The following is a 19,903-nucleotide window of genomic DNA, read 5'->3' on the forward strand; positions in this document are numbered from 1 at the left end:
CTCGTAACGGCCCAGGTCGGCGAGGGGCTTTGCCGCCTCCGTCGCCGGTCGTGCGCTTCACCGGTCGAGCAGATCGCGCAGGGCTCCGCCGACCACCGCGGGGTCCTCCTCCGCCATGAAGTGGCCGCAGGAGACGGTCCGGTGATCCAGGTCGGGCGCCCAGGCGCGCCACAGGGCGGCGGCGTCGAAGCCGAGGGCCGACCCCCAGTCCTGCTGGAGTACGGACACCGGCATGGTGAGGCGGTTGCCCGCGTCCCGGTCCGCGCGGTCGTGCTCGACGTCGATGTGGGCGGAGGCGCGGTAGTCGGCGACGATGGACGGCACGGCCTCGCGGGACGCCTTGAGGTAGGCGGCGCGTACGTCGGCGGGGATCGCCGCGGTGTCGCGTGTCCAGATGTCGAGGAAGTGGCCGAAGAACGCGTCCGGGGCGGCGCCGATCAGCTGCTCGGGCAGACCGGGCGGCTGCGCCATCAGGTACAGGTGGAAACCCACGGCGGCGGTGGTGCCGTGCATGACGTCCCACATGTCGAGGGTCGGCAGCACGTCGAGGGACAGGAGGTGCGTGACCGCTCCCGGGTGGTCGAGCGCGGTCCGCAGGGCGACGAGGGCGCCTCGGTCGTGCCCGGCCAGGGCGAACCGGTCGTGGCCGAGGATCCGGGCGAGCTCGACGACGTCGGCCGCCATGGTGCGCTTCGCGTACGTCGATCCGTCGACGTCCTCGGCGGGCTTGTCACTGTCGCCATACCCGCGCAGGTCCGGGCAGATCACGGTGTGCCGCTCCGCGAGGCCGGCCGCGACGTGCCGCCACATGAGGTGCGTCTGCGGGAAGCCGTGCAGCAGCACGACGGGGCTGCCGGAACCGCCGACGGCCACGTGGAGGCGTACGCCGTCCGCGACAGGGACGCGGTGGTACTCGAAGCCGGGGATGGTCGGTGTCATGGGGTGCTCTCCGGGAAGATGGGGCGAGCGGTGTGCCCGCCCGGAAGTGGGTCGGGCCGCCGGGTGGCGGATGCCTTCAGCTTGCCGCCGGTGAATCAGCAAGTGATCAGTAGCGATCAGCAGCAGTCAGTACGGAGAGAGCACGGTGGTCCGCACATGTCGGGCATGACGGAGACGGGGGCGGAGAACGGGGCGGGGGCCGCGCAGGCCGTCGCATTCGAGGTGCTCGGCCCCGTGGGCGCCCGGAACGCGGCCGGACCGCTGGCCCTGCGAGGACCGCGCCAGCGAGCCGTCCTGGCCCGGCTGATCGTCGCCCGCCGCCACGTCGTGCCCGTCGGGCGCCTCATCGACGACCTGTGGGAAGACCCGCCGGAACGTGCCCTGGGGACGGTACGGACCTTCGTCGCCGCGCTGCGCAAGGCCCTGGAACCCGACCGCCCGCGCAGGGCCCCCGCCCGGCTGCTCGTCACCGAGGGCCCCGGCTACGCGCTGCGGGCCGCGCCGGACGCGGTGGACGCCTGGCGCTTCGAGACGGCCGTGGCCGAGGCCCGCCCGCTGCCGCCGCGGGACGCGCTGCGCCGGCTCGACGAGGCACTGGCCCTGTGGCGGGGCCCGGCCTACGCCGAGTTCACCGACGAGGACTGGGCGCGCACGGAACGGTCGCGCCTCGCCGAGCTGCGCGCACTGGCCGTCGAGCGCCGCGCCGAGGCGTCACTCGACCTCGGCCGGGCCGCCGACGCCGTGCCCGACCTCGACGCGCATGTGGCCCGCCACCCGTGGCGCGAGGACGCCTGGCGGCTGCTGGCCCTCGCGCTGTACCGCTCCGGCCGCCAGGGCGACGCCCTCGCGACCCTGCGCCGGGCCCGCGCCACGCTGGCGGAGGAACTGGGGCTCGACCCGGGCGCCGGCCTGCGCCGCCTGGAGGCGGACATGCTGGCGCAGGACGCGAGCCTGGATGTGGGGGAGGGGCGACGGTGGCCGAGTACGAGGGACGAACTGGACGGCACGTCGTCCGAGGCACCGGTTCCACCTGCGCGGCTCGGCCCACCTGGTCCGCCTGGTCCGTCTGGTCCGTCTGGTCCGCCTGGTCCGTCTGGTCCGTTCGAGCTGTCCGGCACGCCCGGCTCACCCCATCCCCCCGGCCCATCCGATCCCACGGTGACCGCATCCCGCCTCTGGAGCGAGGCGGCCGCATCGTACGACCGCACCGTCCAAGCCGGGGCCCGCGCCCGGCTCGAGTCGACGGTCGGGCTCATCCGCAGCCTCGCCGTGACCGGTGCCGGGGGACTGGAGGCGGCGCGGAGCCACCGCATGGGGACCGTCGAGGCGGCCGAGGAGTACGGCGACCCGGAGCTGACGGCCCGAGTGATCGGCGCCTTCGACGTACCCGCGATCTGGACCCGCGCCGACGACCCCGAGCTCGCCCGGCAGCTCGTCGGGGCCGCCGAACGGACCCTCGCGAGACTGCCGGATGACGCCTCGGAGGCGACGCGCTGCCGTCTGCTCGCCACCATCGCGGTGGAGACGCGCGGCGTCAGGACACCGCGCGGACCCGACGCCGCGCGGGAGGCGGAGCGCCTCGCGCGGCGCCTCGACGACCCGGCGCTGCTCGCGTTCGCGCTCAACGGCACGTTCATGCAGTCCTTCACCCGCGCGGGCCTCGCCCCACGGCGCGACGCCATCGGCGCCGAGCTCATCGAACTCGCCGCCCGGCACGGCCTGGTCACCTTCGAAGTGCTCGGCCACCTCATCCGGCTGCAGGCACGCGCCGCACTCGACGACTTTCCGGCCGCCGACGCGCACGCCGCCGCCGCGACGCGGCTGTCACGGCGTCACGAACTGCCGCTGGTGAGCGTCTTCACCCAGTGGTACGACGCCCTGCGCCTGGCCGCATCCGGTGACATGACCCGAGCCGAGTCCGCCTCCCGCGCCGCCGCCGCGAGCCTGGACGGGGCGGGCATGCCGGGCATGCGCACGGGCCTCCTGCCGCTGGCCCTGGTGTCCCTGCGCCTGGCCCACCTGCGGCCGCCCCACGTCGACCTCGCGGCGGACTGGGGCCCCCACCGCCCCTGGGCCGAGGCGCTCGCCCTCGCGGAGGCCGGCCGCCACGCCCAGGCCCGCGCGGCCCTGCGCGCACTGCCCGAACCGCCTCCGGACCTGCTGTACGAGGCGCTGTGCTGCGTGGAGGCGGAGGCGGCCCTGCGCTCCGGGGACCGGGCCGCGCTCGCCAGGGTCCGCTCACGCCTGCTGCCCGCCGCCGGCCAACTGGCCGGCGCGGGCAGCGGAGTACTCACCGCCGGTCCCGTCGACCGCTGGCTCCCCCGCCTCGCGGACGCGCTGGACTGAACTCCTCCTGCCGCGTACCTCGTTGCGCAACGTGCCACGCGCCGAACGCGAGCAGAACGGAGATCAGCGCGAGCACCACGGGCACCGCGGTGAGCCACCCGGGAAACTCACCGCTCGCGTACGTGGTGCCGTCGTCCAGGACGCACTCGAACCGGAGCGGCAGATGCGAAACCCGGTAGCCGGTGATGTTCTCGGCGGAGACGGGAGCGTCTGCCTGGCACGACGGCGAAGGAGAGGAAGAGGCTCCGTGGGAGGACTCGTTCACCGCCATCTCGATGCTGAAAAGGCCCTTGAAGTAGACGGCGGCGGCCGCGCAGCCGGCCAGCAGTGCCGACCGGTGCATGAGTGGCCCCGCCCACAAGGGCGGACGGCCTGGCAGTGCCATGGCCAGGACCCCGAAGAAGGCGATGAGCGCGCCGATGGCCGCAACCCCGGAAAGCCCACCAGCCAGTAGTACGAGCATTCGGCCCACCCCATCAGAAGAGACCACACCAGGCTGTGACGGCCGTCACCCCACCCGTCACAGAGGCGTCACAGCAACGGAGCGCCGAACACTTCGTCCTTGCCGAGCAGCGCCTTCGAACCGACACTGACTGCATGATCAGTGCAGCGCGCGAACCACTACCCGGAGGCGGGCTCGTCCTGACCGTCCCAGGAGGTGCGCAGGGCTGCTGCCGGCCCTCCTTGCGCTTCGAACGCGCGACAGACCGGAGCTGGTCCCTCCTCCAGGACGAACACCCGCTCATCCAGGCCCACTCCGAGGGCGACGGCTGCTGCCGCGACCTCCACCTGCGCCGACTGCCCGGCCACCGCTCCCCGCTGCCACCCGTGACCGCCGCGGCGATGCGCTCCGAGGTCAACTGGCCCCACCAATACGCGCGTTGGCTCGCCGAGGACACGGGGCGCGGCCCGCTCCACCACGGGCGCTGGCGGATGACCCGACGCGCCACCTTCGCTCCGGGCATCTGGAGCTGCGACCTCGTCCGGGACTGGCCCGACGCGACCCTCGAACTGCTCTGCGGGGGCGGCTGGCACGGCGTCCTGCCACTGCGCCCGCTCCCGGCACCGGACACCGCCCGCGTGAAGGCCTACCGCAAACACGTCCACGAGGGCACCCTCGCCCCCGTCCTGTTGTGGTGGGTGTCCTTCCTGGACGGCTGGCTGCTCCTGGACGGTCACGCCCGGGCCGCGGCCGCGCTGGCCGAGGGAACGGAACCGGTCTGCGTGGAACTGGCCCGCGTACCGGACGACACCGACTGGCGGACGACCGCCGACCGGATCACCGAGGCTCACGAGGCACAGATGGCGCGCCTGGCCGCGCTCCCCGCCGGCCCGCACATCGCACGCCAACGACAGGCGCTGGAACAGGGCTACGCCGACGCCCTCTCCACCCTCCCGTACGACGCCGCAGGCACCCCCATGTTCCAGCGTCATCAGCGCAGTCGTCATCCGCAGCCGTAACCGCAGTCGTCACTGTGCGAGGGGCCGATGCGTCGGCGGAACGGGTGTCAACCGGTAGGCGTCTCCGTGGGACACCACCCGGCCCGCCGTGGGCTCGGGGAAGTGCGTGCCCAGCACGAGGGTGTCGGTGTCGGCGACCGAGGCGAGGAGAGCGCGGCGCGACGCTTCGGCCTGGTCCGGGTCGATGTCGACGCAGCTTCCGATGTGGGGGTGGGGGAGCTGGACGGGATGGTGGATCAAGTCGCCGGTGATCAGCGCTGTTTCGTCGTGACTGGTCACTTGGACGGCGAGGTGGCCCGGGGTGTGACCGGGGGCGGACAACAGCCGTAGCCCGGGGGCGACTTCGGTGCCGCCGTCCGCGATGTCGACGAGGTCGAGCAGCCCGGCGTCCTCGACCGGGTGCACGGAGTCGCGGAACATCTGCCGCCGCGCCTCGTCCATGGCGTACCCCGCCCAGAACTCCCGCTCGGCGCGGGAGGTGACGTAGCGGGCGTTGGGGAAGGTCGGGACCCAGGCGCCGCCCGCCTGCCGGGTGTTCCAGCCGACGTGGTCGGTGTGCAGGTGGGTGAGGACGACCAGGTCGACGGAGTCCGGGGGGAACCCGGCGTCGGTGAGGCGCTGCAGGTAGTCGGTGTGGAGGTCGTGCCATGCCGGGTTCGCCCGCGTTTTGCCGTTGCCGATACCGGTGTCGACGAGCACCCGCAGCGACCCCACGACGAACGCGAAGCTGTGGCTGTCGAGGTGGAGCACACCTTCATGGCCGGCGAAGTCGGGGCGCAGCCAGGGCTGTTGCCCGACTACGTCGGCCGTGGCGTCGGGCAGCAGCCAGGGCCCGGTCTCGGGCGGCAGGGGGATTTCGTCGATGCGGTGGACGGTGATGTCGCCGACGGTCCAGTGGGGGAGTGCGGGGGCGGTCACGTCTGAAGTCATGTCTGGTCCGTTCCGTTTCCGAGTCGAGCGCACGCTAAAAGCTAACTGTTTGCGTTAAGTGAGCGTAGGCCCTACCGTGGCACTAACGCAAACGGTTTGCGTTTAGCGGGGCTCGCCCACGCAGCTCCGTCCCGACCCGACCCGACACGACACGGAAAAGGAATCTCGATGCCCACCCCTGAAGAACGCACCCCTGAAGACGGCACGCCTGAAGAACTCACCCCTGAAGAACTCACACCGTCCGAGGCCGCCCGGTGGGCGGCACGATCCGGACTCCCGCTCGCGGCGGACCGGCATGAGGCGGTCGCCGCCACGGCCGACCACATCCGCTCCGTCGTAGCCGTCCTGCGCGAACTGGACTTCGCGGACACCTCTCCCATGCCGCCCACCACGACGGCCCTGCCCGCCACCGCCCCCCTCCACCCCACACAGGAGAGCCACCATGCAGCCGTATGAACTGTCCCTCGCCGCTGCCGCCGACGAGATAGGGGCGCGTCGACTCTCGCCCGTGGAACTCGTCGACTCGGTGCTGGACCGGATCGAGCAGACGGAACCCGGCCTCCAGGCCTACGTCACCATCACGGCGGAGCGCGCACGTGACGCGGCGCGTGAGGCCGAACAGGCCGCCGCCACAGGCAACTTGAGGGGCCCGCTGCATGGCGTTCCCGTGGCGCTGAAGGACCTGATCGACGTCGCCGGTGTGGCGACCACGGCCAGCTCCCGGGTCCGGGCGGAGCACCGGGCGCACGCCGACAGCACGGTCGCGGAGCGCCTGGGCGCGGCCGGCACCGCCCTGGTCGGCAAGACCCACACCCACGAGTTCGCCTACGGGCTGACCACGCCGCAGACCAACAACGCCTGGGACCCGGAACGGGTGGCCGGCGGCTCCAGCGGCGGTTCCGCCGTCGCCGTGGCGGCGGGTGCGGCGACCTTCGCCCTGGGCACGGACACGGGCGGGTCGATCCGCGTGCCGGCCGCGTTGAACGGCGTCGTCGGCCTCAAGCCCACGTACGGCCTCGTTCCCCGGCACGGCGTGACGTCCCTGTCCTGGTCACTGGACCACGTCGGCCCCCTGACCCGTACCGTCGAGGACGCGGCCCTGGCGATGTCCGTACTCGCGGGACACGACCCGCGCGACCCCGCCAGCCTGTCCGCGCCTCCCGCGGACTACCGACCGGCACCCGGAACCGACCTCACGGGGCTGCGCGTCGGCGTCCCGCGGAACTACTACTTCGACCACGTCGACCCCGAGGTCGAGGCCGCGGTGCGAGCCGCCATCACCCAGCTGCACATCCTCGGCGCGACTCTCGTCGACGTCGAGATCCCGATGACCCGCTACATCCAGGCCACCCAATGGGGCCTGATGGTCCCGGAAGCCACCGCCTACCACGAGCAGACGCTGCGCTCGGCCCCGGAGCACTACGGAGCCGACGTCCGGATCCTCCTGGAAGCCGGCGCCCTCATGCCCGCCGTCGACTACCTGCGCGCCCGACGCGCCCGCACGCTCATGCGCCAGGCCTGGCTGCACACGCTGGACGAGGTCGACGTGATCGCCGCGCCAACCGTCCCCGCGACCGCGGTCCGCTCGGAACAGGAGACCATCACATGGGCCGACGGAACGACGGAGAGCGTCTCCGACGCCTATGTGCGCCTGTCGGCCCCCGCCGACATCACCGGCGTACCGGCACTGTCCGTACCGGTCGGCCGCGACCGCGCGGGCATGCCCATCGGCATGCAACTCCTGGGCCGCCCCCTCGCCGAGGCGGTACTCCTGCGGGTCGGGCACGCCTACGAGCGGACAGTCCCTGCCCACCCGTTCGCCCCGGCGGCCGTCGCCCCCTGAGGACTCACTTTAAAGTGATGACGTGGAGGTCATGACGTGAGCCGTAGACCAATGGCGCGCCCCGGCGGGCGCAGCGCCCGGGTACAGGAGGCGGTGCACACCGCCGTGCGCGAACTCGCGGCCGAGGTGGGGCGTGACGCACTGACGGTCCCGCAGATCGCCGCCCGCGCCGAGGTCACGCCCTCGACGATCTACCGTCGCTGGGGCGACCTGCAGGCGCTCCTGTCGGACGTGGCGGTCGAGCGCCTGCGCCCCGAGGCGCCGCCGGAGGACCGCGGGGACCTGCGATCCGACCTCCGGGCCTGGGCGGAACAGTTCCTCGACGAGATGTCGTCCCCGGGAGGCCGCGCCTACATCCGCGACGCCCTGCTCGGCGATCCGGACGGCAGCAACGCGGGCCAGTGCTCCGCCTACGCGGCCGAGCAGATCGACGTCATCCTGACCCGCGCGGCCGACCGCGGGGAGACCGCCCCCGACGTCGAGACCGTACTGGACCACGTCGTGGCCCCGATGATGTACCGCATCCTCTTCCGGCCGACCGGCCATGACGCCGCGTACGCCCGCCGACTGGTGGCCGGAGTGCTCGACACCCCTTCCTGACGACGGCGGCCCCGGCGGATCAGAGGAGCAGGCGGCCGAAGACGAAGGCGGCGTCGGTTACCCACACCGAGCGCCCGGCCCGTCACTCCGGGCGCAGGCTCAGGACGAGGTCGCGGGGCAGGCCGTGTGTGTCGTGGAGGTAGTGCAAGTGCTCCTCGGAGAGCGGCCCTTGGAAGCGCGGTTGGGACAGGATCCGCTGCCCGCGCTCCAGAAGCCGACGGAACCGGCGCTCCTCGTCGAGCAGGACGACGCGTACGGCGACGGGGTCCACGTGCTGGCGGAAGTGGTCCAGGGTGTGCTGGATCAGGTCGCCCGGCAGGTCGCCGAGTCCGCGCGTGGGGTCGTCGCGCCACAGCACGGTGAGCAGGCGCCGGACCAGCCGGCGCAGCACGTAGCCGCGACCGGAGTTGCCCGGGCGCACCCCGTCCCCGATCACCACCACGGCCGAACGCAGGTGATCGCAGACGATCCGCAGCGACGGTTCGTCGAGCCGCCACAGTTCCGGCACGAGCAGCCGCCAGGGGGCGAAGACGTCACACTCGTACACCGACGGCTTGCCCTGCAGCAGCGAGACCAGCCGCTCCAGGCCCAGTCCGGTGTCGACGTTCCGCTGGGGGAGCGGCACGAGTGAACCGTCGACGAGCCTGCGGTAGCGCATCGTGACGTGGTTCCACATCTCCACCCAACGGTCGTCGCGCGTGGGCGTCGACCGCGGTGGGGTGTCGCCGGTCCACAGGAAGATCTCGGAGTCGGGACCGCACGGGCCGGTCGGCCCGTTGGACCACCAGTTGTCCTCCACGGTCAGCTCCACCGGGATCCCGAGCTCCTCCCACACGTCCAGGGAGGCGGTGTCCGGGCCGGTCCGGTCGTCGCCGCCGAAGACCGTGGCGTGCATCATGCGGGGTTCGATACCGAGACCCTCAGTCAGCAACTCGTATCCCCAGCGCAGGCTTTGCGGCCCTTCGTAGTCACCGAGCGACCAGGTACCGAGCATCTCGAAGACGGTCAGGTGGCTGGCGTCGCCCACCTCTTCGAGATCCGTGGTACGCAGACAGCGCTGCACATTGACGAGCCGGCTGCCGAGCGGATGCGGGCACCCCTCCAGGTAGGGAGTGAGGGGATGCATGCCCGAAGTGGTGAACAGTACGGAATCGCCGGGCGGCGGCAGCAGGGTCGAACCGGTGATGAGCCGGTGACCGCGCTCCTGGAAGTAGTCGACGAACGTGCGGAGGACGGTGTCCGTGTTCATGAGGTGGCTCCTTCGCGTGTACGGGCGGGAGGCACCGGACAACGGGTCCGCGCGAAGGGTGGACTGAGGCGGGAGAGCCGGAGCCACGGGAACATCGGCGGTCCGTTTCCGGTCGCCGATGGGGAGAAGACAGACGTCAGGCGGCGGCAACCGGCGAGCTGGTCGCTCGCGCGGTCGCGGTGAGGCCGTGGCCGGTGACGTTCATGAAACCGACGATAACGCGGCCCGTCCGCCGGGTCACACAATTTTCTGCCGAGGCATGAGCTCGACGCCCGGTCGCTGTGTCGCTGCGCGTGGCCCAGGCGGTTCGGACCACCTGGACCACGCGCCACGCACATCCCGCATCCCGCATCCCGCATCCCGCACACAGCGCTCCAGCGGAGGGGCGACCGTGCGCGAGCCGTCCCCGCCTGACCGTCCTTACCTGACCAGTTCCGCCGGCTCGTCGAGACGCGTCAGCTTCCGCGGATTCGCCACCGCGTAGATCCGGGCGATCCGCCCGTTCTCCACGACGAAACTCACCGCGGCCACCCGCCCATCTACCTCGGTCCAGCCCGCGGGCGCACCGTTGAGCGTCACGGTCGACACCACCCGGTTCGGGCGCGCGAGCGCGGTCGCGACCAGCTCGGCCCCGCGGACCGGAACCAGGGCGGCGCCCGCCAGCCCACCGCCGTCGGCGACCAGCACCACGTCCGGAGCCATGACCTCCATCAGCTCCTGGACCTGTCCGGTCCGCAGTGCCGCGAGGAACCGCTCCACCACGGCCTGCTGCTCCGACCGGCTCACCGCCACCCGGGGCCGGCGGGCCGCCACATGCTCGCGGGCGCGCCGAGCGGTCTGCCGCACCGTCGCCGCGGACTTGCCGACAGCCTCGGCGATCTCCCCGTACGGCATGTCGAAGACCTCGCGGAGCACGAACACCGCCCGCTCCGTCGGCCCGAGCGTTTCGAGCACGGTGAGCATCGCGATGGAGACGCTCTCCGCGAGCTCGACGTCCTCGGCCACGTCGGGACTGGTCAGCAACGGCTCCGGCAGCCACTCGCCCACGTAGTCCTCGCGCCGGCGCGACAACGTACGCATGCGGTTGAGCGCCTGCCGCGTGACGATCCTGACGAGGTACGCCCGCGGCTCGCTCACCCGCTCTTGGTCGACGGCGGCCCACCGCAGCCAGGAATCCTGCAGCACGTCCTCCGCGTCGGCCGCGGAGCCGAGCATCTCGTAGGCGACGGTGAACAGCAGGCTGCGGTGGACGACGAACGGATCCCCGGCCCCGGTCATGCCGTCGCCGCTGCGCCGGCCCGTCCAGGGCGCGCGGCCAGCGGAATCTCGCAGGCGTCGGAGAAACCCTGCGACGTGATCCCGTGTGCCGTGTTGTTCCTGGTCGACATGTTGCTGAAGGCGATGTAGGCGGTGAGTTCGACCATCGCCGCCGCGCCGAGCCGGTCGAGCAGGCGCGCGTGCAGTTCGTCGGTGACGGTCGTCGGTGTGTCGGTCATGGCCTCGGTGTACTCCAGGACGTCCCGTTCCAGCGGTGTGAACGCGTCCGACTCCCTCCAGCGCGGCACCTGACTCGCCTTGGCCAGGTCCAGCTCGTGATTCTGCGCCATGAAGTAGTTGACGTCGAGGCACCAGCTGCAGCCGACCTGCGCCGCGACGGCCATGTGCACGAACGTCTTGAGGCTCGCGTCGACCGCGTCCCAAGCGCCCGCCTTGCCCGCGAACTCCAAGTTGTCCGCAGCCACGACCGGGCTGTGCCACACCACCTCGACGGGCTCGGGCACGGCACCGAGCTGCTCGATCATGTTGTTCTTGAGCTCGACGGGGAGCTCGGCCTTCGCGATGCGTAGCGCCATGGTGTTCTCAGTCTCCTTGTGCGGTTGCCTGTTCACCATGGAGACACCGCGCGGCCCGCGGGTGTGACACACCTGCGGCGCGACCGGCCGACGGGCGGCCCGACTCACCACCAGTAGGCGGGGTAGCGCGGTGCGCTGGGGCGGGCGCACGAGGCGGCCCAGCCCACGAGGACGAGGAGAGCGGCGGAACCCACGAGCAGGGGCACGAACGTCGAGGGCCGCGGCGTGTTCAGGACGATGACGACGGCGGTCGCGCACGCGGGGGAGTGCGGCGTACGAGCCACGGTCATCACGGCCAGGCCGATCCCGGCCGCCATGGCCGCTGCCCACGGTGAGCTGCCCGAGGCGGCGACGACCCCGTATCCGACGACGGCACACAGCAGATGACCGGCGATCACGCTGCGCGGCTGGGCCAGCGGCAGCCCCGGCGCGCCGTGGATGATCGCGGCGGACGCGGCCAGCGGGGGTATGAGCACGGGCTCGTGGATGAGGGAGCCGATGGCCACCAGGGCCAGCAGGACGGCAGTGGCGACGCAGACGTTGTGCAGCGCGGTACCGGGCGACGGCGGGGCGGGCGCGCGTCCGGCGAGGCGCGTGCGGATACGGACGGGGACGCGGGGGCGGGAACCGGAGCGTGCTGCGGATACGGCGGGAGAAGGCCGGACGTCGACGACGTCTTCGATGATTTCTTCGGTGCTCAAGACAGTGGTGTTCCGGGGCTGGGCCGGCGGGAGACCCGGACGGCGGGACAGGAGGGCAGGAGTCGGCCCGGCTTCCCGATTCTACGCGGCGGCGTCTCGTCGCTGCAGGTCAGGGTCTTGTTGATCGCGAGATGCGGAACGTCGGCGACGCCTGGGACCGTGCTTCTCCCCACCGGAGCCGCCGACGCGCCGGCCTGATCGAGCTGTCCTTGAAGGGGACGCGGGATGTGTTCCCGCTGTCGGTTTACGTGGGTGTGGAAGCGGAGGTGGTGGTGTGGGTGAGGGTCGTGGTGTGTGTGGAGTGGTTGTTCTGGTGGCTGGTGACGGTGTGCGTAGTGGTGTGACCGGTGGCGGTGATGGTCGTGATGGGGGGAGTGGTGGTGATGTGGCAGGGGCTGCTGAGCTCGACGTAGTGGTGCCACTCGGTGTGGGAGTGCGTGAGGTGCGTGGCCGGGGGGTGGGGGTGAGTGGCCTGGCGGGACGCCTCGATGAGGACCATGCCGGGGATGTGGTCCCCGTCGTGGTCGAAGAGGATCGGATGGGCCGGGTCGGGGTTGAGCCGGTAGCGGTGGGGCTCGTGGGTGGGGGCGAGAACGAGGTCGCGGGCGTGGACGCGGCCGTAGGTGGCTGGGTTCTGCTGCGTGGGAATGTGCTCGAGAGTTTCGAGGGTGTGCGCAGTGGGGTTGGCGGGGCCGGAGTTGGTGGGGTTGGCGCTGCGCAGGCGCCGGTACGCGGCAGGAGAGATGCAGGTGAAGTGGCCGTAGCCGGTGGAGACGGTGTCGTGCTGCTGATTGGTGATGGTGAGGCTGATCGTGAAGTTGGCGCCGCGACGGGTGCGCGTCAGCGTGGTGTTGAGGATGAGATTGGTGGGGGCGGTGCCGATGGCGAGGTGCTCGGGATGGGTGGTCACGGTCATGTCCTGCATGACGAAGTGGTGGCCCAGGGGTATGCCGAACTCGGCGTGGGCGAGGTAGATACCGGTCTGGCGGAGGGTTTCGCAGGCTTGGAGATGATCGTGGTGGCGTCCGTCCGACGTATTGAAGAAGGTGTGGGCGCGGGGCCATTGGCCGGTGAGGACGAAGGTGTTCTCACCGGTTTTCTCGCAGTCGGTGAGGAAGACTTCGGCGAGGGCGGCCCGGTGGACGTATTCCGCGGGGACGGTCGTGGTGAGCCGGGGTAGCTGGGCCGGCGAACCGTCGGTGCGGGCGGTGTGGCTGCGGTTGCCCTGGCCGTCTTTGGACTCGGGCAGGACGAGACTACTGCTCATGAACCTCTCCCCCGGAGGTGAATGAAAGTGACGCCATAACATACATACTCACCGGTTTCCTTTTCAAGGACCGGTGGCGATTACACGGGCTCGGAGTGGGGAAAAAGAACCTTCTGGGATTCGGTTTTCTGTGACGCTGCGTAGCGCCGAAGAGTTTCCTTCCTGGTGAGAGGCGGGTTGCGGCTTTCCGGAAAAGGGGAATTCTTCCATCCGTTTATCGCGCGAAAACCGGCTGCCCGGTTCCCTTGTTATGCTCTCACGCTGATCGGCTCCGCTCGGGCCATCCCGAGCCCGCCCCTCCACCCGTTGTCGGATCTCCATCCTCCGGTTTTCCTGCCGTTTCGTCAGCTGGTTCATCGTTGGTTCACCGCTGGTTCGTCGGCTCGCGGAGACTGTGGGATTGTTCGGCTCCGGGCTGCTTGGGCCGGGCCGTGCAGGGTCGCGTCAACGCAGCCCGGGTGGCGGTCAGTTGGATCAGTCGGGACTGTTGTAGATCATCGGAACGTGGGGGTTGGCGTGGTGGGTCGCGAGGATTCGTCCGGGGCCGGTTCGGATTCGGACGTCCGTGAGGTAGGACGTCCGGAGGGGCTGGCGCACCTGAGGCTGGTGGCGGTAAATATCGACGGAGTATTGTTGAACGATAGTTTCGGCCCGGTGATCCGCCGCTTGGTGGAGTCGAGGGGCGGCCAGTACGGACCCGCGTTGGAGCAGGCGTTGTTGTCGCAGTCGCAGCTGGTGGCTGCCCAGGCAGCGGCAGACGTTTTGGGGGGAACGGCCGAGTCGTTGCTGACCTCGTATTTCCAGGAGCGCGAGCGCTATTTGCTCGAGCATCCGGTGAAGGTCTTGGACGGTGCGCACCGGTTGATGGAAAGGCTCCGCTCCACGGGGGTGCGTACGGTGTGTTACGGCGGGTTGGAGCGCGCGCACTTCGACCGTTATCTGGGTGATTTGGTCGAGTATTTCGACGAGCCGATATATGTGTGCACCAATGATTTCCGTCCGGGCATCCGGGAGATCACTGAGGAGGTCTTCGGGCTCCGTTTTGACCAGGTGCTTTTCATCGACGATGTGGCACGGGTGGCGCAGACGGCGCGCGAGCTGGGCGTCGCGTTCATCGGCCACCCCAGCGACTACGACGACGGCTTCCAGCGCCCGTTGATGGAGCAGGTCGGCGTGCGGCATGTGGTCCGCTCGCTGGACGACATCGATGAGGAGCTGCTGCGCAGGGTGGACGCGGAGGCGGCGGCCGGCGGCAACTGGCCGGACGGCGAGGGTACGCGGCAGGGCTGACGTCGACGTCGAATTTCTGAGCGCGAACCACGGGGCAGTTGCGGACGGACGGCTTCTGCGGTGGTGTGCGCGGTGTGTGCATGGGGTGGTGATGTGTGAGGGAAGTTGCTCTTGAGGGGTAGGGGCCTCGCCGGTTGGGGGTGGATTTGTCGGGCGGAGGGGGCTGAAGAGCAGGATGGGGGAAGATCCCTGCCCGGGTCCCCAGAGGGCGTTGTGGGTAAGGTACGTCCACGACGGTTTCTTTTTCGGGTCCGCTGCATACCCGAGGGGGCACGAGTGCAGGGGAGGTCACGTGGCGCAGCAGGAGCGTGCAGTTCGAACACGCCGCGCGGTACTTGAGGCGGCCGCGACGGTCTTTGCCGAGCACGGGTATTCGGCGGCCACGGTGTCGGACATCCTTCAGGCGGCCGGGGTCACCAAGGGCGCGTTGTATTTCCACTTCGACTCCAAGGAAGCCCTGGCGCGGGGAGTGCTGCAGGCGCAGGTCGCGTATGCGGGGCCGCCGCAGGACCTCAAGGTCCAGGAGTGGGTGGACGCGGGCCTGTTGCTGGCGCACCGGCTGCCGCGGGACCCGGTGGTACGAGCCGGTGCGGTGCTCTCATCCGACCCGCAGGGCCGGGAGCACTACGGGAGCGCCTGGCCGGCCTGGATCGAACTGTCCGCCCAGACGCTCGCCGAGGCCAAGGACCGCGGCGAGATCCTTTCCCACGTAGTTCCCCGCCAGACCGCGGAGCTCATCGTCAGCGCGTTTCACGGGGTGCAGCTCTTCTCCCAGCTCGAGTGCGGGTGGGCGGACGTCGAGCGGCGCATCTCGGTCCTCTACGACCACGTGATACCGGCGATCACGGTCCCCGCGGTGCTGTCCCGCCTCGACCTCGCCCCGGACCGGGGAGCGCGCCTGTACGCACAGGCGGTGTCCGTCCCCCAGCCCGTCCTGGTCCCCACGACCGGCTGACGCCGTCCCGCTCCGCGCACTACGACCTGGCCGTGGAGGGGACTTACCAGCTGGTGGCGCCGCCGTCCACGGGCACGGTGGCACCGGTGACGAAGGAGGCGCGGTCGCTGCACAACCAGGCGGCGGCCTCGGCGACTTCCTCGGGTTCGGCCATGCGGTTCTGCGGGGAGGAGGCTTTGCTCTTGGCCTCCTGCCCGGGGAAGCGGGCGAACCAGTCCTCGACCATCTCCGAGCGGGCAAGGCCCGGGGCGATGGCGTTGACCCGGATGTTGCTGGACGCGTACTCGACCGCGGCAACCTTGGTAAGGCCGACCACAGCATGCTTGGAGGCGATGTAAGGAGCCGCGACGGAGGTCGCGACCAGACCGGCCACGCTGCTCGTGTTCACGATCGAGCCGCCGCCGTTCTCGAGCATCGCGCCGATCTCGGGTCGCAGGCAGTTCCACACGCCGCGGACGTTGGTGTCCATGATGAGGTCGTAGGCCGCGTCGTCCATCAGGTGCAGCGGGCTCTTCTCCACGGCTGCGCCCGCGTTGTTGAACGCGACGTCCAGTCGCCCGTAGGTATCCACCGCGAAGGCGACGGCACGCCGCATGTCGGCGGACACCTGAACGTCCGCGGCACAGCAGGAAGCCTCTGCCCCCTCGGCACGCAACTCCTTGACCAGGGACTGGAGTCGGTCCTCGCGCCGGGATATGAGCACCACTTGCGCGCCCTCCCGCGTGAACACCCGGGCGGCCGCCGCGCCGATCCCACTGCTCGCCCCGGTGATGAGGGCGACCTTCCCTGCGAGCGAACCCTGACCCTGCGTCATCTGGCGCATTCCCTTTGCCTCGGGCGGCGCATGCCGCTGCAGTGCCATTCACGCCGAGGCGTGACGGCCTGCCGGTAGCGTAACGGGCCTGTTCGATAACGGAGGCGGCATTGCTGGATCTTGCGTCCTGACTGCCCGGACTGGTTGGAGAGGCGGGACGCGTCGGCCGGAGCGGTGACTGCCTTCTCCGGCCACCCGCAGCGGCGGCATGCTCCGCTCCCGTTCCCGGCTCCCGCGCCGACGCTTCCAACACTGCGAGGGACGTGGGGAGTTGTGGCCTGCCTTGCTCGCACTGTCCGGTGGTGGCTGCCGCTATGTGCCCGTGTCCTAAGTGGTCGCTGTGGGTGCGGGCGTGGGCGTGCCGTTGGGGTGGAGGGTGGGGAGTGCGTGGGGGTGGGTGATGGTCGGGAGGAGGAGCTGCCAGAAGTGGGTGAGAGGGCCGGGCGTGAGGGTGTGGGGATGGGTGTGGTGGAGGAGTTCGAGGCCGGTGGTGGTGGCGATGACGGTGCTGGCCAGGGCTTCAGGGGTGGTGCGGGGGGTGAGGGCGTCCTCTTGGGCGGCTTGAGCGGTGAGGCGGTGGACGTGGGTGTGCCACTGGTGGCGCAGGTCGTGAGCGTGGGGGCCGGGGTCGTGGGTGAGGCGGAACGCGGCGCGGGTGATGGGGTCGTGATGGAGGAGGTGGTTGAGGCGGTGCGTGAGGTTCATGAGGTGCTGGAGGGCGTTGACGTGATGGGGGATCGGGGGATGGGCGGTGTGGTGGAGGGTGTGGGCGGCGGCTTGTTCGATGGCGCGGGCGAGGTCTGTTTTCGTGGGGAAGTGGAAGTGCAGGGCGCCTCGGCTGACACCAGCGCGGGCACTGATCTGATCGAGGGTGGTGCGGGTGTAGCCGTGGCGGTCGAAGAGGGTGGCGGCGGCCTGGAGGAGGGCGTCGCGGGTGCGGGTGGCGCGTTCTTGCTTGCTCATAGCTGACTCCCGTCGGGGGCTGTTTCCCGTCGGCGTATAAAACCAGCGTGCTGGTTTTATCTCCAGGGTTTGGCGTGCCGGGTTCTGGGTGTCGCCAGGGGTGTGGCGCGTTCCGTTTGCTGGGAAGTGGGTCCGGGGTGCCGCGCGGGCGTCATCTTGGCGGCCGTAGGGATGCCTGCAGCGACCAGTGAACCTGGTGACAAGCGGCCCATCAGCAGCTTTGGATCCGGAGGCATGCCCTTCGCCGGACGCGGTCCCTCCACCTCCCGAAGGCGACCGAACCTTCGCTCACCGATGGTGAGTTGGCGTCACAGGCTTCCTGCGGTCGGGGAGAAGGCGCCGTTGTCCGCTGTGCGCTCTGCCGGCCCGCATCTGGTTGGGCCGGGTGCGGAGTCTGCCGGACCCGACGTGACGTGGCCGGATCTTCTGACCGCCAGGTGCAACTTGGAGCTTGATGGTCAGGCCGCCACGCGAGCGCCCGGGCCCGTGGTCCTCCGGCTCAGTGGTGACACAACGCCAGGCGGCTCTGCGGCTCGGTGCAGACCCGCTGCCCCATGTCGTCTCGCTGCCAGCGGCGGAACAGGTCGTACACCCGCCCCGAGGGCCCGTACCGCTCCGGAATATCCCGCCACGACGGCCCGGTGCGGTGCCTACCTGAGGCCTCGCGGGATCCGGTGCACCATCCTGGACAAGGCCGACCAGGCCCGCAACCGCAAGAGGCGCAGCTCACGCGGCGACTGCCCGCCGAGGTTCGACAAGACCGACTATCGGGAGCGGCGCGCGGTGTACTGCGGCACCAACCGTCTCCAAAAGCACTGGACGGTGGCCACACGCCACACGCCACACGCCACACGCCACACGCGACACGCCACTCGCTACGAGAAGCTCGCCGTCCGCTACGAAGCAACCGTCCTAGTCGCGGCCATCAACGAGTGGCTGGGGCCAGCAATCTCCAACGAGTGGCTGTGACCAGCCATTCCGCGATCGGCATGGCGGCCGTTTACTGACCCTCCGACCCGAACGCCTGGGCAACAGCAAGGCTGTCCTCATAGACGTGATGCCGGGTGACGAGGCCGGCTTCGATGGTGAGGTGCAGGGCGAACCGCGCGCGATACGCCCGTCCGGTGGGCCGGGCGGTCTGGCGGATCTCGCCGAGCACGACCGCCTCGTTTCCGTCGACGAGGATGCGCTCGACCTCGGTCGCCACGTGCTCCGGAATGTGCCATTCGGCAAGCTCGCGATAGTGGGCGGCCGCGTCGGCCCGGGTGGAGCGGTGACGGATCCACGGCGTGGCAGTGCGGCCGTGCTCGGCCTCCGGCCAGTCCAGCTTCCAATCGCTCCGCTCCGCATACAGCTCGGCGATGCGCTCGGGATCGCCCTCGCCGATCCTGCGCAGCAGTTCCTCAACCACGGTGCGTGTGCTCGTAGGCGCGGCTGTCGACATGGCAAACCTCTCCCCTCCTGGTCCGCGTCCTGTCGACGCGGAGGAGTCACCGACCTTGCCAGCGCAGGTTGGCCGAGGCGATTACCTCTGGGGTAAGGCAAGTCCATCCTCAAGATGCACTTTCGATACATGCCTAGGTTGGTCGTAGGCCCGCCCGCCCCAGCCCCCGGAAGGCCGACTGGCGGCCACCCCCGCAGCCCACGGCGGCGGCCGCTGACCCGGATCGCACCACCCGAACCCGCGGTTCCGCCTTCCCGGACAGCCGGAATACGAGAAGATAGGCGAAAGGCGTTTCCGGCAATGCCCGACGGGTGTCGCCCATGAGACGGCCCCGACAGGCGGAAGGGCGCTGGACCATGGGCAGCGAAGCGGGGGCATGGACTTTTTCGACGAACCACGCGCGGGTGCTGCTGGCCATCGCACGCGACCCGAGCGTGCGGCTGAGACGGGTGGCCGCCACCTGCCGGACCACCGCACGCACCGCCCGGGCCGTGGTGAGCGGCGACTTGGACGACGTGGCGTACCGGCACTGCCGACGCGCGGGACGGCGTAACCAGTACACACCCGAGTTCGATGGACCGTTCAGGCAACCGGCAGACGTCGTGCTCCCGGTGCGCGCTCTGTGGGGCATCTTCGCCGCCCGCCAAGCGGGCTCCGCCCCGCCCACGGGCTGAAAGAGGGAACCAGCCGCCATGGAGCAGGAACCCCAGCCCCGCCTGGTGATCCGACATGTCCCGGCAGGCCGGTCGGTGGTCCTGGTCTGCCTGGCCGGCGAGCTGGACGTCGATACGGTCACGTCGTTGCGCGAGGCGATCGTGCAGGCGGCATCGTGGCCGGAGGGCGACCGTCTCCTGCTGCTGGAGCTGTCCAACCTCACCTACTGTGACAACGCTGGCGTGTTCACCCTGCTGGGCATCTGCCAAGCCATGGACGCGGCCGCCGTCACGGTCGGCATCGAAGCCGGGATCGTCGCCAGCGCCGCGATCGACCGCGCGGGTCTGCAGGGCCAGTTGCCACTGCGCCCAGTCTGACCAGCAGCGCGCGCGTTGCCGCTGCGTGACGGGATGTCCCGCCCGCTGCTTCATGGCTACTGGCCCGGCGGCAGCTCGTCCAAGGCCTCGTCGGCGTGCGCGAAACCACCAACGGCAGCAATCTGACTATCGCTTACGGTGCCGGCCGCCATGCCGGAAGAAGAGACAGACCACAGCCTGGCGTGGCTCGTGCGTCACGTGGGCCCTCGCCTTCGCA

19 protein-coding genes are annotated in these 19,903 nt (G+C 70.5%); 8 read left to right on the forward strand and 11 right to left on the reverse strand.

What is annotated here, in order from left to right; genetic code table 11:
• Positions 1-57: 57 nt before the first annotated feature.
• A complete protein-coding gene (locus ACI2L3_RS28890; protein WP_404755313.1) occupies positions 58-939 on the reverse strand; it encodes an alpha/beta fold hydrolase in 882 nt (293 codons plus the stop codon).
• A 156-nt stretch (positions 940-1,095) separates the two neighbouring features.
• Between ACI2L3_RS28890 and ACI2L3_RS28895 the strand changes: the two genes are divergently transcribed.
• The gene (locus tag ACI2L3_RS28895; protein ID WP_404755314.1) at positions 1,096-3,285 is read left to right on the forward strand and encodes a BTAD domain-containing putative transcriptional regulator; all 2,190 of its coding nucleotides are present in this window, start codon (positions 1,096-1,098) and stop codon (positions 3,283-3,285) included.
• Here ACI2L3_RS28895 and ACI2L3_RS28900 read toward each other — a convergent pair.
• Positions 3,230-3,628, reverse strand: a complete 399-nt coding sequence (locus ACI2L3_RS28900) for a hypothetical protein (protein ID WP_404755315.1) — start codon at positions 3,626-3,628, stop codon at positions 3,230-3,232. The genes ACI2L3_RS28895 and ACI2L3_RS28900 overlap by 56 nt on opposite strands.
• 254 nt (positions 3,629-3,882) lie before the next feature.
• On the opposite strand from ACI2L3_RS28900, the gene ACI2L3_RS28905 reads away from it, so the two are divergent.
• A complete protein-coding gene (locus tag ACI2L3_RS28905) occupies positions 3,883-4,746 on the forward strand; it encodes a hypothetical protein (RefSeq protein WP_404755316.1) in 864 nt (287 codons plus the stop codon).
• Between the two features lie 9 nt (positions 4,747-4,755).
• On the opposite strand, the gene ACI2L3_RS28910 is transcribed toward ACI2L3_RS28905, so the two are convergent.
• Entirely contained in the window at positions 4,756-5,676 is a 921-nt protein-coding gene (locus ACI2L3_RS28910) for an MBL fold metallo-hydrolase (protein WP_404755317.1), read from the reverse strand.
• 168 nt (positions 5,677-5,844) lie between these two features.
• On the opposite strand from ACI2L3_RS28910, the gene ACI2L3_RS28915 reads away from it, so the two are divergent.
• The 3 genes from ACI2L3_RS28915 to ACI2L3_RS28925 are packed head-to-tail and all read left to right on the forward strand — an operon-like array spanning position 5,845 to position 8,119.
• A complete protein-coding gene (locus ACI2L3_RS28915) occupies positions 5,845-6,132 on the forward strand; it encodes a hypothetical protein (protein ID WP_404755318.1) in 288 nt (95 codons plus the stop codon).
• A complete protein-coding gene (locus ACI2L3_RS28920) occupies positions 6,119-7,519 on the forward strand; it encodes an amidase (RefSeq protein ID WP_404755319.1) in 1,401 nt (466 codons plus the stop codon). The genes ACI2L3_RS28915 and ACI2L3_RS28920 overlap by 14 nt, the downstream gene beginning before the upstream one ends.
• A 51-nt stretch (positions 7,520-7,570) precedes the next feature.
• Positions 7,571-8,119, forward strand: coding sequence for a TetR/AcrR family transcriptional regulator (locus tag ACI2L3_RS28925; RefSeq protein ID WP_404755406.1), 549 nt, complete (start codon positions 7,571-7,573; stop codon positions 8,117-8,119).
• 82 nt (positions 8,120-8,201) lie between these two features.
• Here ACI2L3_RS28925 and ACI2L3_RS28930 read toward each other — a convergent pair whose 3' ends face one another.
• The 5 genes from ACI2L3_RS28930 to ACI2L3_RS28950 all read right to left on the reverse strand — a co-directional run bounded on the left by ACI2L3_RS28930 (position 8,202) and on the right by ACI2L3_RS28950 (position 13,189).
• Complete coding sequence (locus ACI2L3_RS28930) at positions 8,202-9,368, reverse strand: alanine--tRNA ligase-related protein (RefSeq protein ID WP_404755320.1); 1,167 nt, start codon at positions 9,366-9,368, stop codon at positions 8,202-8,204.
• A gap of 420 nt (positions 9,369-9,788) precedes the next feature.
• Positions 9,789-10,646, reverse strand: coding sequence for an RNA polymerase sigma factor SigJ (gene sigJ, locus ACI2L3_RS28935; RefSeq protein ID WP_404755321.1), 858 nt, complete (start codon positions 10,644-10,646; stop codon positions 9,789-9,791).
• Positions 10,643-11,221: a carboxymuconolactone decarboxylase family protein gene (locus ACI2L3_RS28940; RefSeq protein ID WP_404755322.1), complete on the reverse strand. Its 579-nt coding sequence runs from the start codon at positions 11,219-11,221 to the stop codon at positions 10,643-10,645. The genes sigJ and ACI2L3_RS28940 overlap by 4 nt, the downstream gene beginning before the upstream one ends.
• A 104-nt stretch (positions 11,222-11,325) precedes the next feature.
• A complete protein-coding gene (locus ACI2L3_RS28945; protein ID WP_404755323.1) occupies positions 11,326-11,922 on the reverse strand; it encodes an HPP family protein in 597 nt (198 codons plus the stop codon).
• A 244-nt stretch (positions 11,923-12,166) separates the two neighbouring features.
• A complete protein-coding gene (locus ACI2L3_RS28950; RefSeq protein WP_404755324.1) occupies positions 12,167-13,189 on the reverse strand; it encodes a ScbA/BarX family gamma-butyrolactone biosynthesis protein in 1,023 nt (340 codons plus the stop codon).
• A 504-nt stretch (positions 13,190-13,693) separates the two neighbouring features.
• On the opposite strand from ACI2L3_RS28950, the gene ACI2L3_RS28955 reads away from it, so the two are divergent.
• Both ACI2L3_RS28955 and ACI2L3_RS28960 read left to right on the forward strand, forming a co-directional pair.
• Positions 13,694-14,479, forward strand: coding sequence for an HAD family hydrolase (locus ACI2L3_RS28955; RefSeq protein ID WP_404755325.1), 786 nt, complete (start codon positions 13,694-13,696; stop codon positions 14,477-14,479).
• A gap of 292 nt (positions 14,480-14,771) precedes the next feature.
• On the forward strand, positions 14,772-15,434 hold the full coding sequence (locus ACI2L3_RS28960; protein WP_404755326.1) for a ScbR family autoregulator-binding transcription factor: 663 nt from the start codon (positions 14,772-14,774) through the stop codon (positions 15,432-15,434).
• Between the two features lie 43 nt (positions 15,435-15,477).
• Here ACI2L3_RS28960 and ACI2L3_RS28965 read toward each other — a convergent pair whose 3' ends face one another.
• The 3 genes from ACI2L3_RS28965 to ACI2L3_RS28975 all read right to left on the reverse strand — a co-directional run bounded on the left by ACI2L3_RS28965 (position 15,478) and on the right by ACI2L3_RS28975 (position 18,655).
• Complete coding sequence (locus ACI2L3_RS28965; RefSeq protein ID WP_404755327.1) at positions 15,478-16,257, reverse strand: glucose 1-dehydrogenase; 780 nt, start codon at positions 16,255-16,257, stop codon at positions 15,478-15,480.
• A 318-nt stretch (positions 16,258-16,575) separates the two neighbouring features.
• Positions 16,576-17,211: a ScbR family autoregulator-binding transcription factor gene (locus ACI2L3_RS28970; protein ID WP_404755328.1), complete on the reverse strand. Its 636-nt coding sequence runs from the start codon at positions 17,209-17,211 to the stop codon at positions 16,576-16,578.
• Positions 17,212-18,211: 1,000 nt separating this feature from the next.
• Positions 18,212-18,655, reverse strand: a complete 444-nt coding sequence (locus tag ACI2L3_RS28975) for a nuclear transport factor 2 family protein (RefSeq protein WP_404755329.1) — start codon at positions 18,653-18,655, stop codon at positions 18,212-18,214.
• Positions 18,656-19,347: 692 nt separating this feature from the next.
• On the opposite strand from ACI2L3_RS28975, the gene ACI2L3_RS28980 reads away from it, so the two are divergent.
• A complete protein-coding gene (locus ACI2L3_RS28980) occupies positions 19,348-19,686 on the forward strand; it encodes an STAS domain-containing protein (RefSeq protein WP_404755330.1) in 339 nt (112 codons plus the stop codon).
• Positions 19,687-19,903: the final 217 nt, after the last annotated feature.

The sequence above is a fragment of the Streptomyces sp. NPDC029674 genome, assembly GCF_044903205.1.
GTDB lineage: Bacteria > Actinomycetota > Actinomycetes > Streptomycetales > Streptomycetaceae > Streptomyces.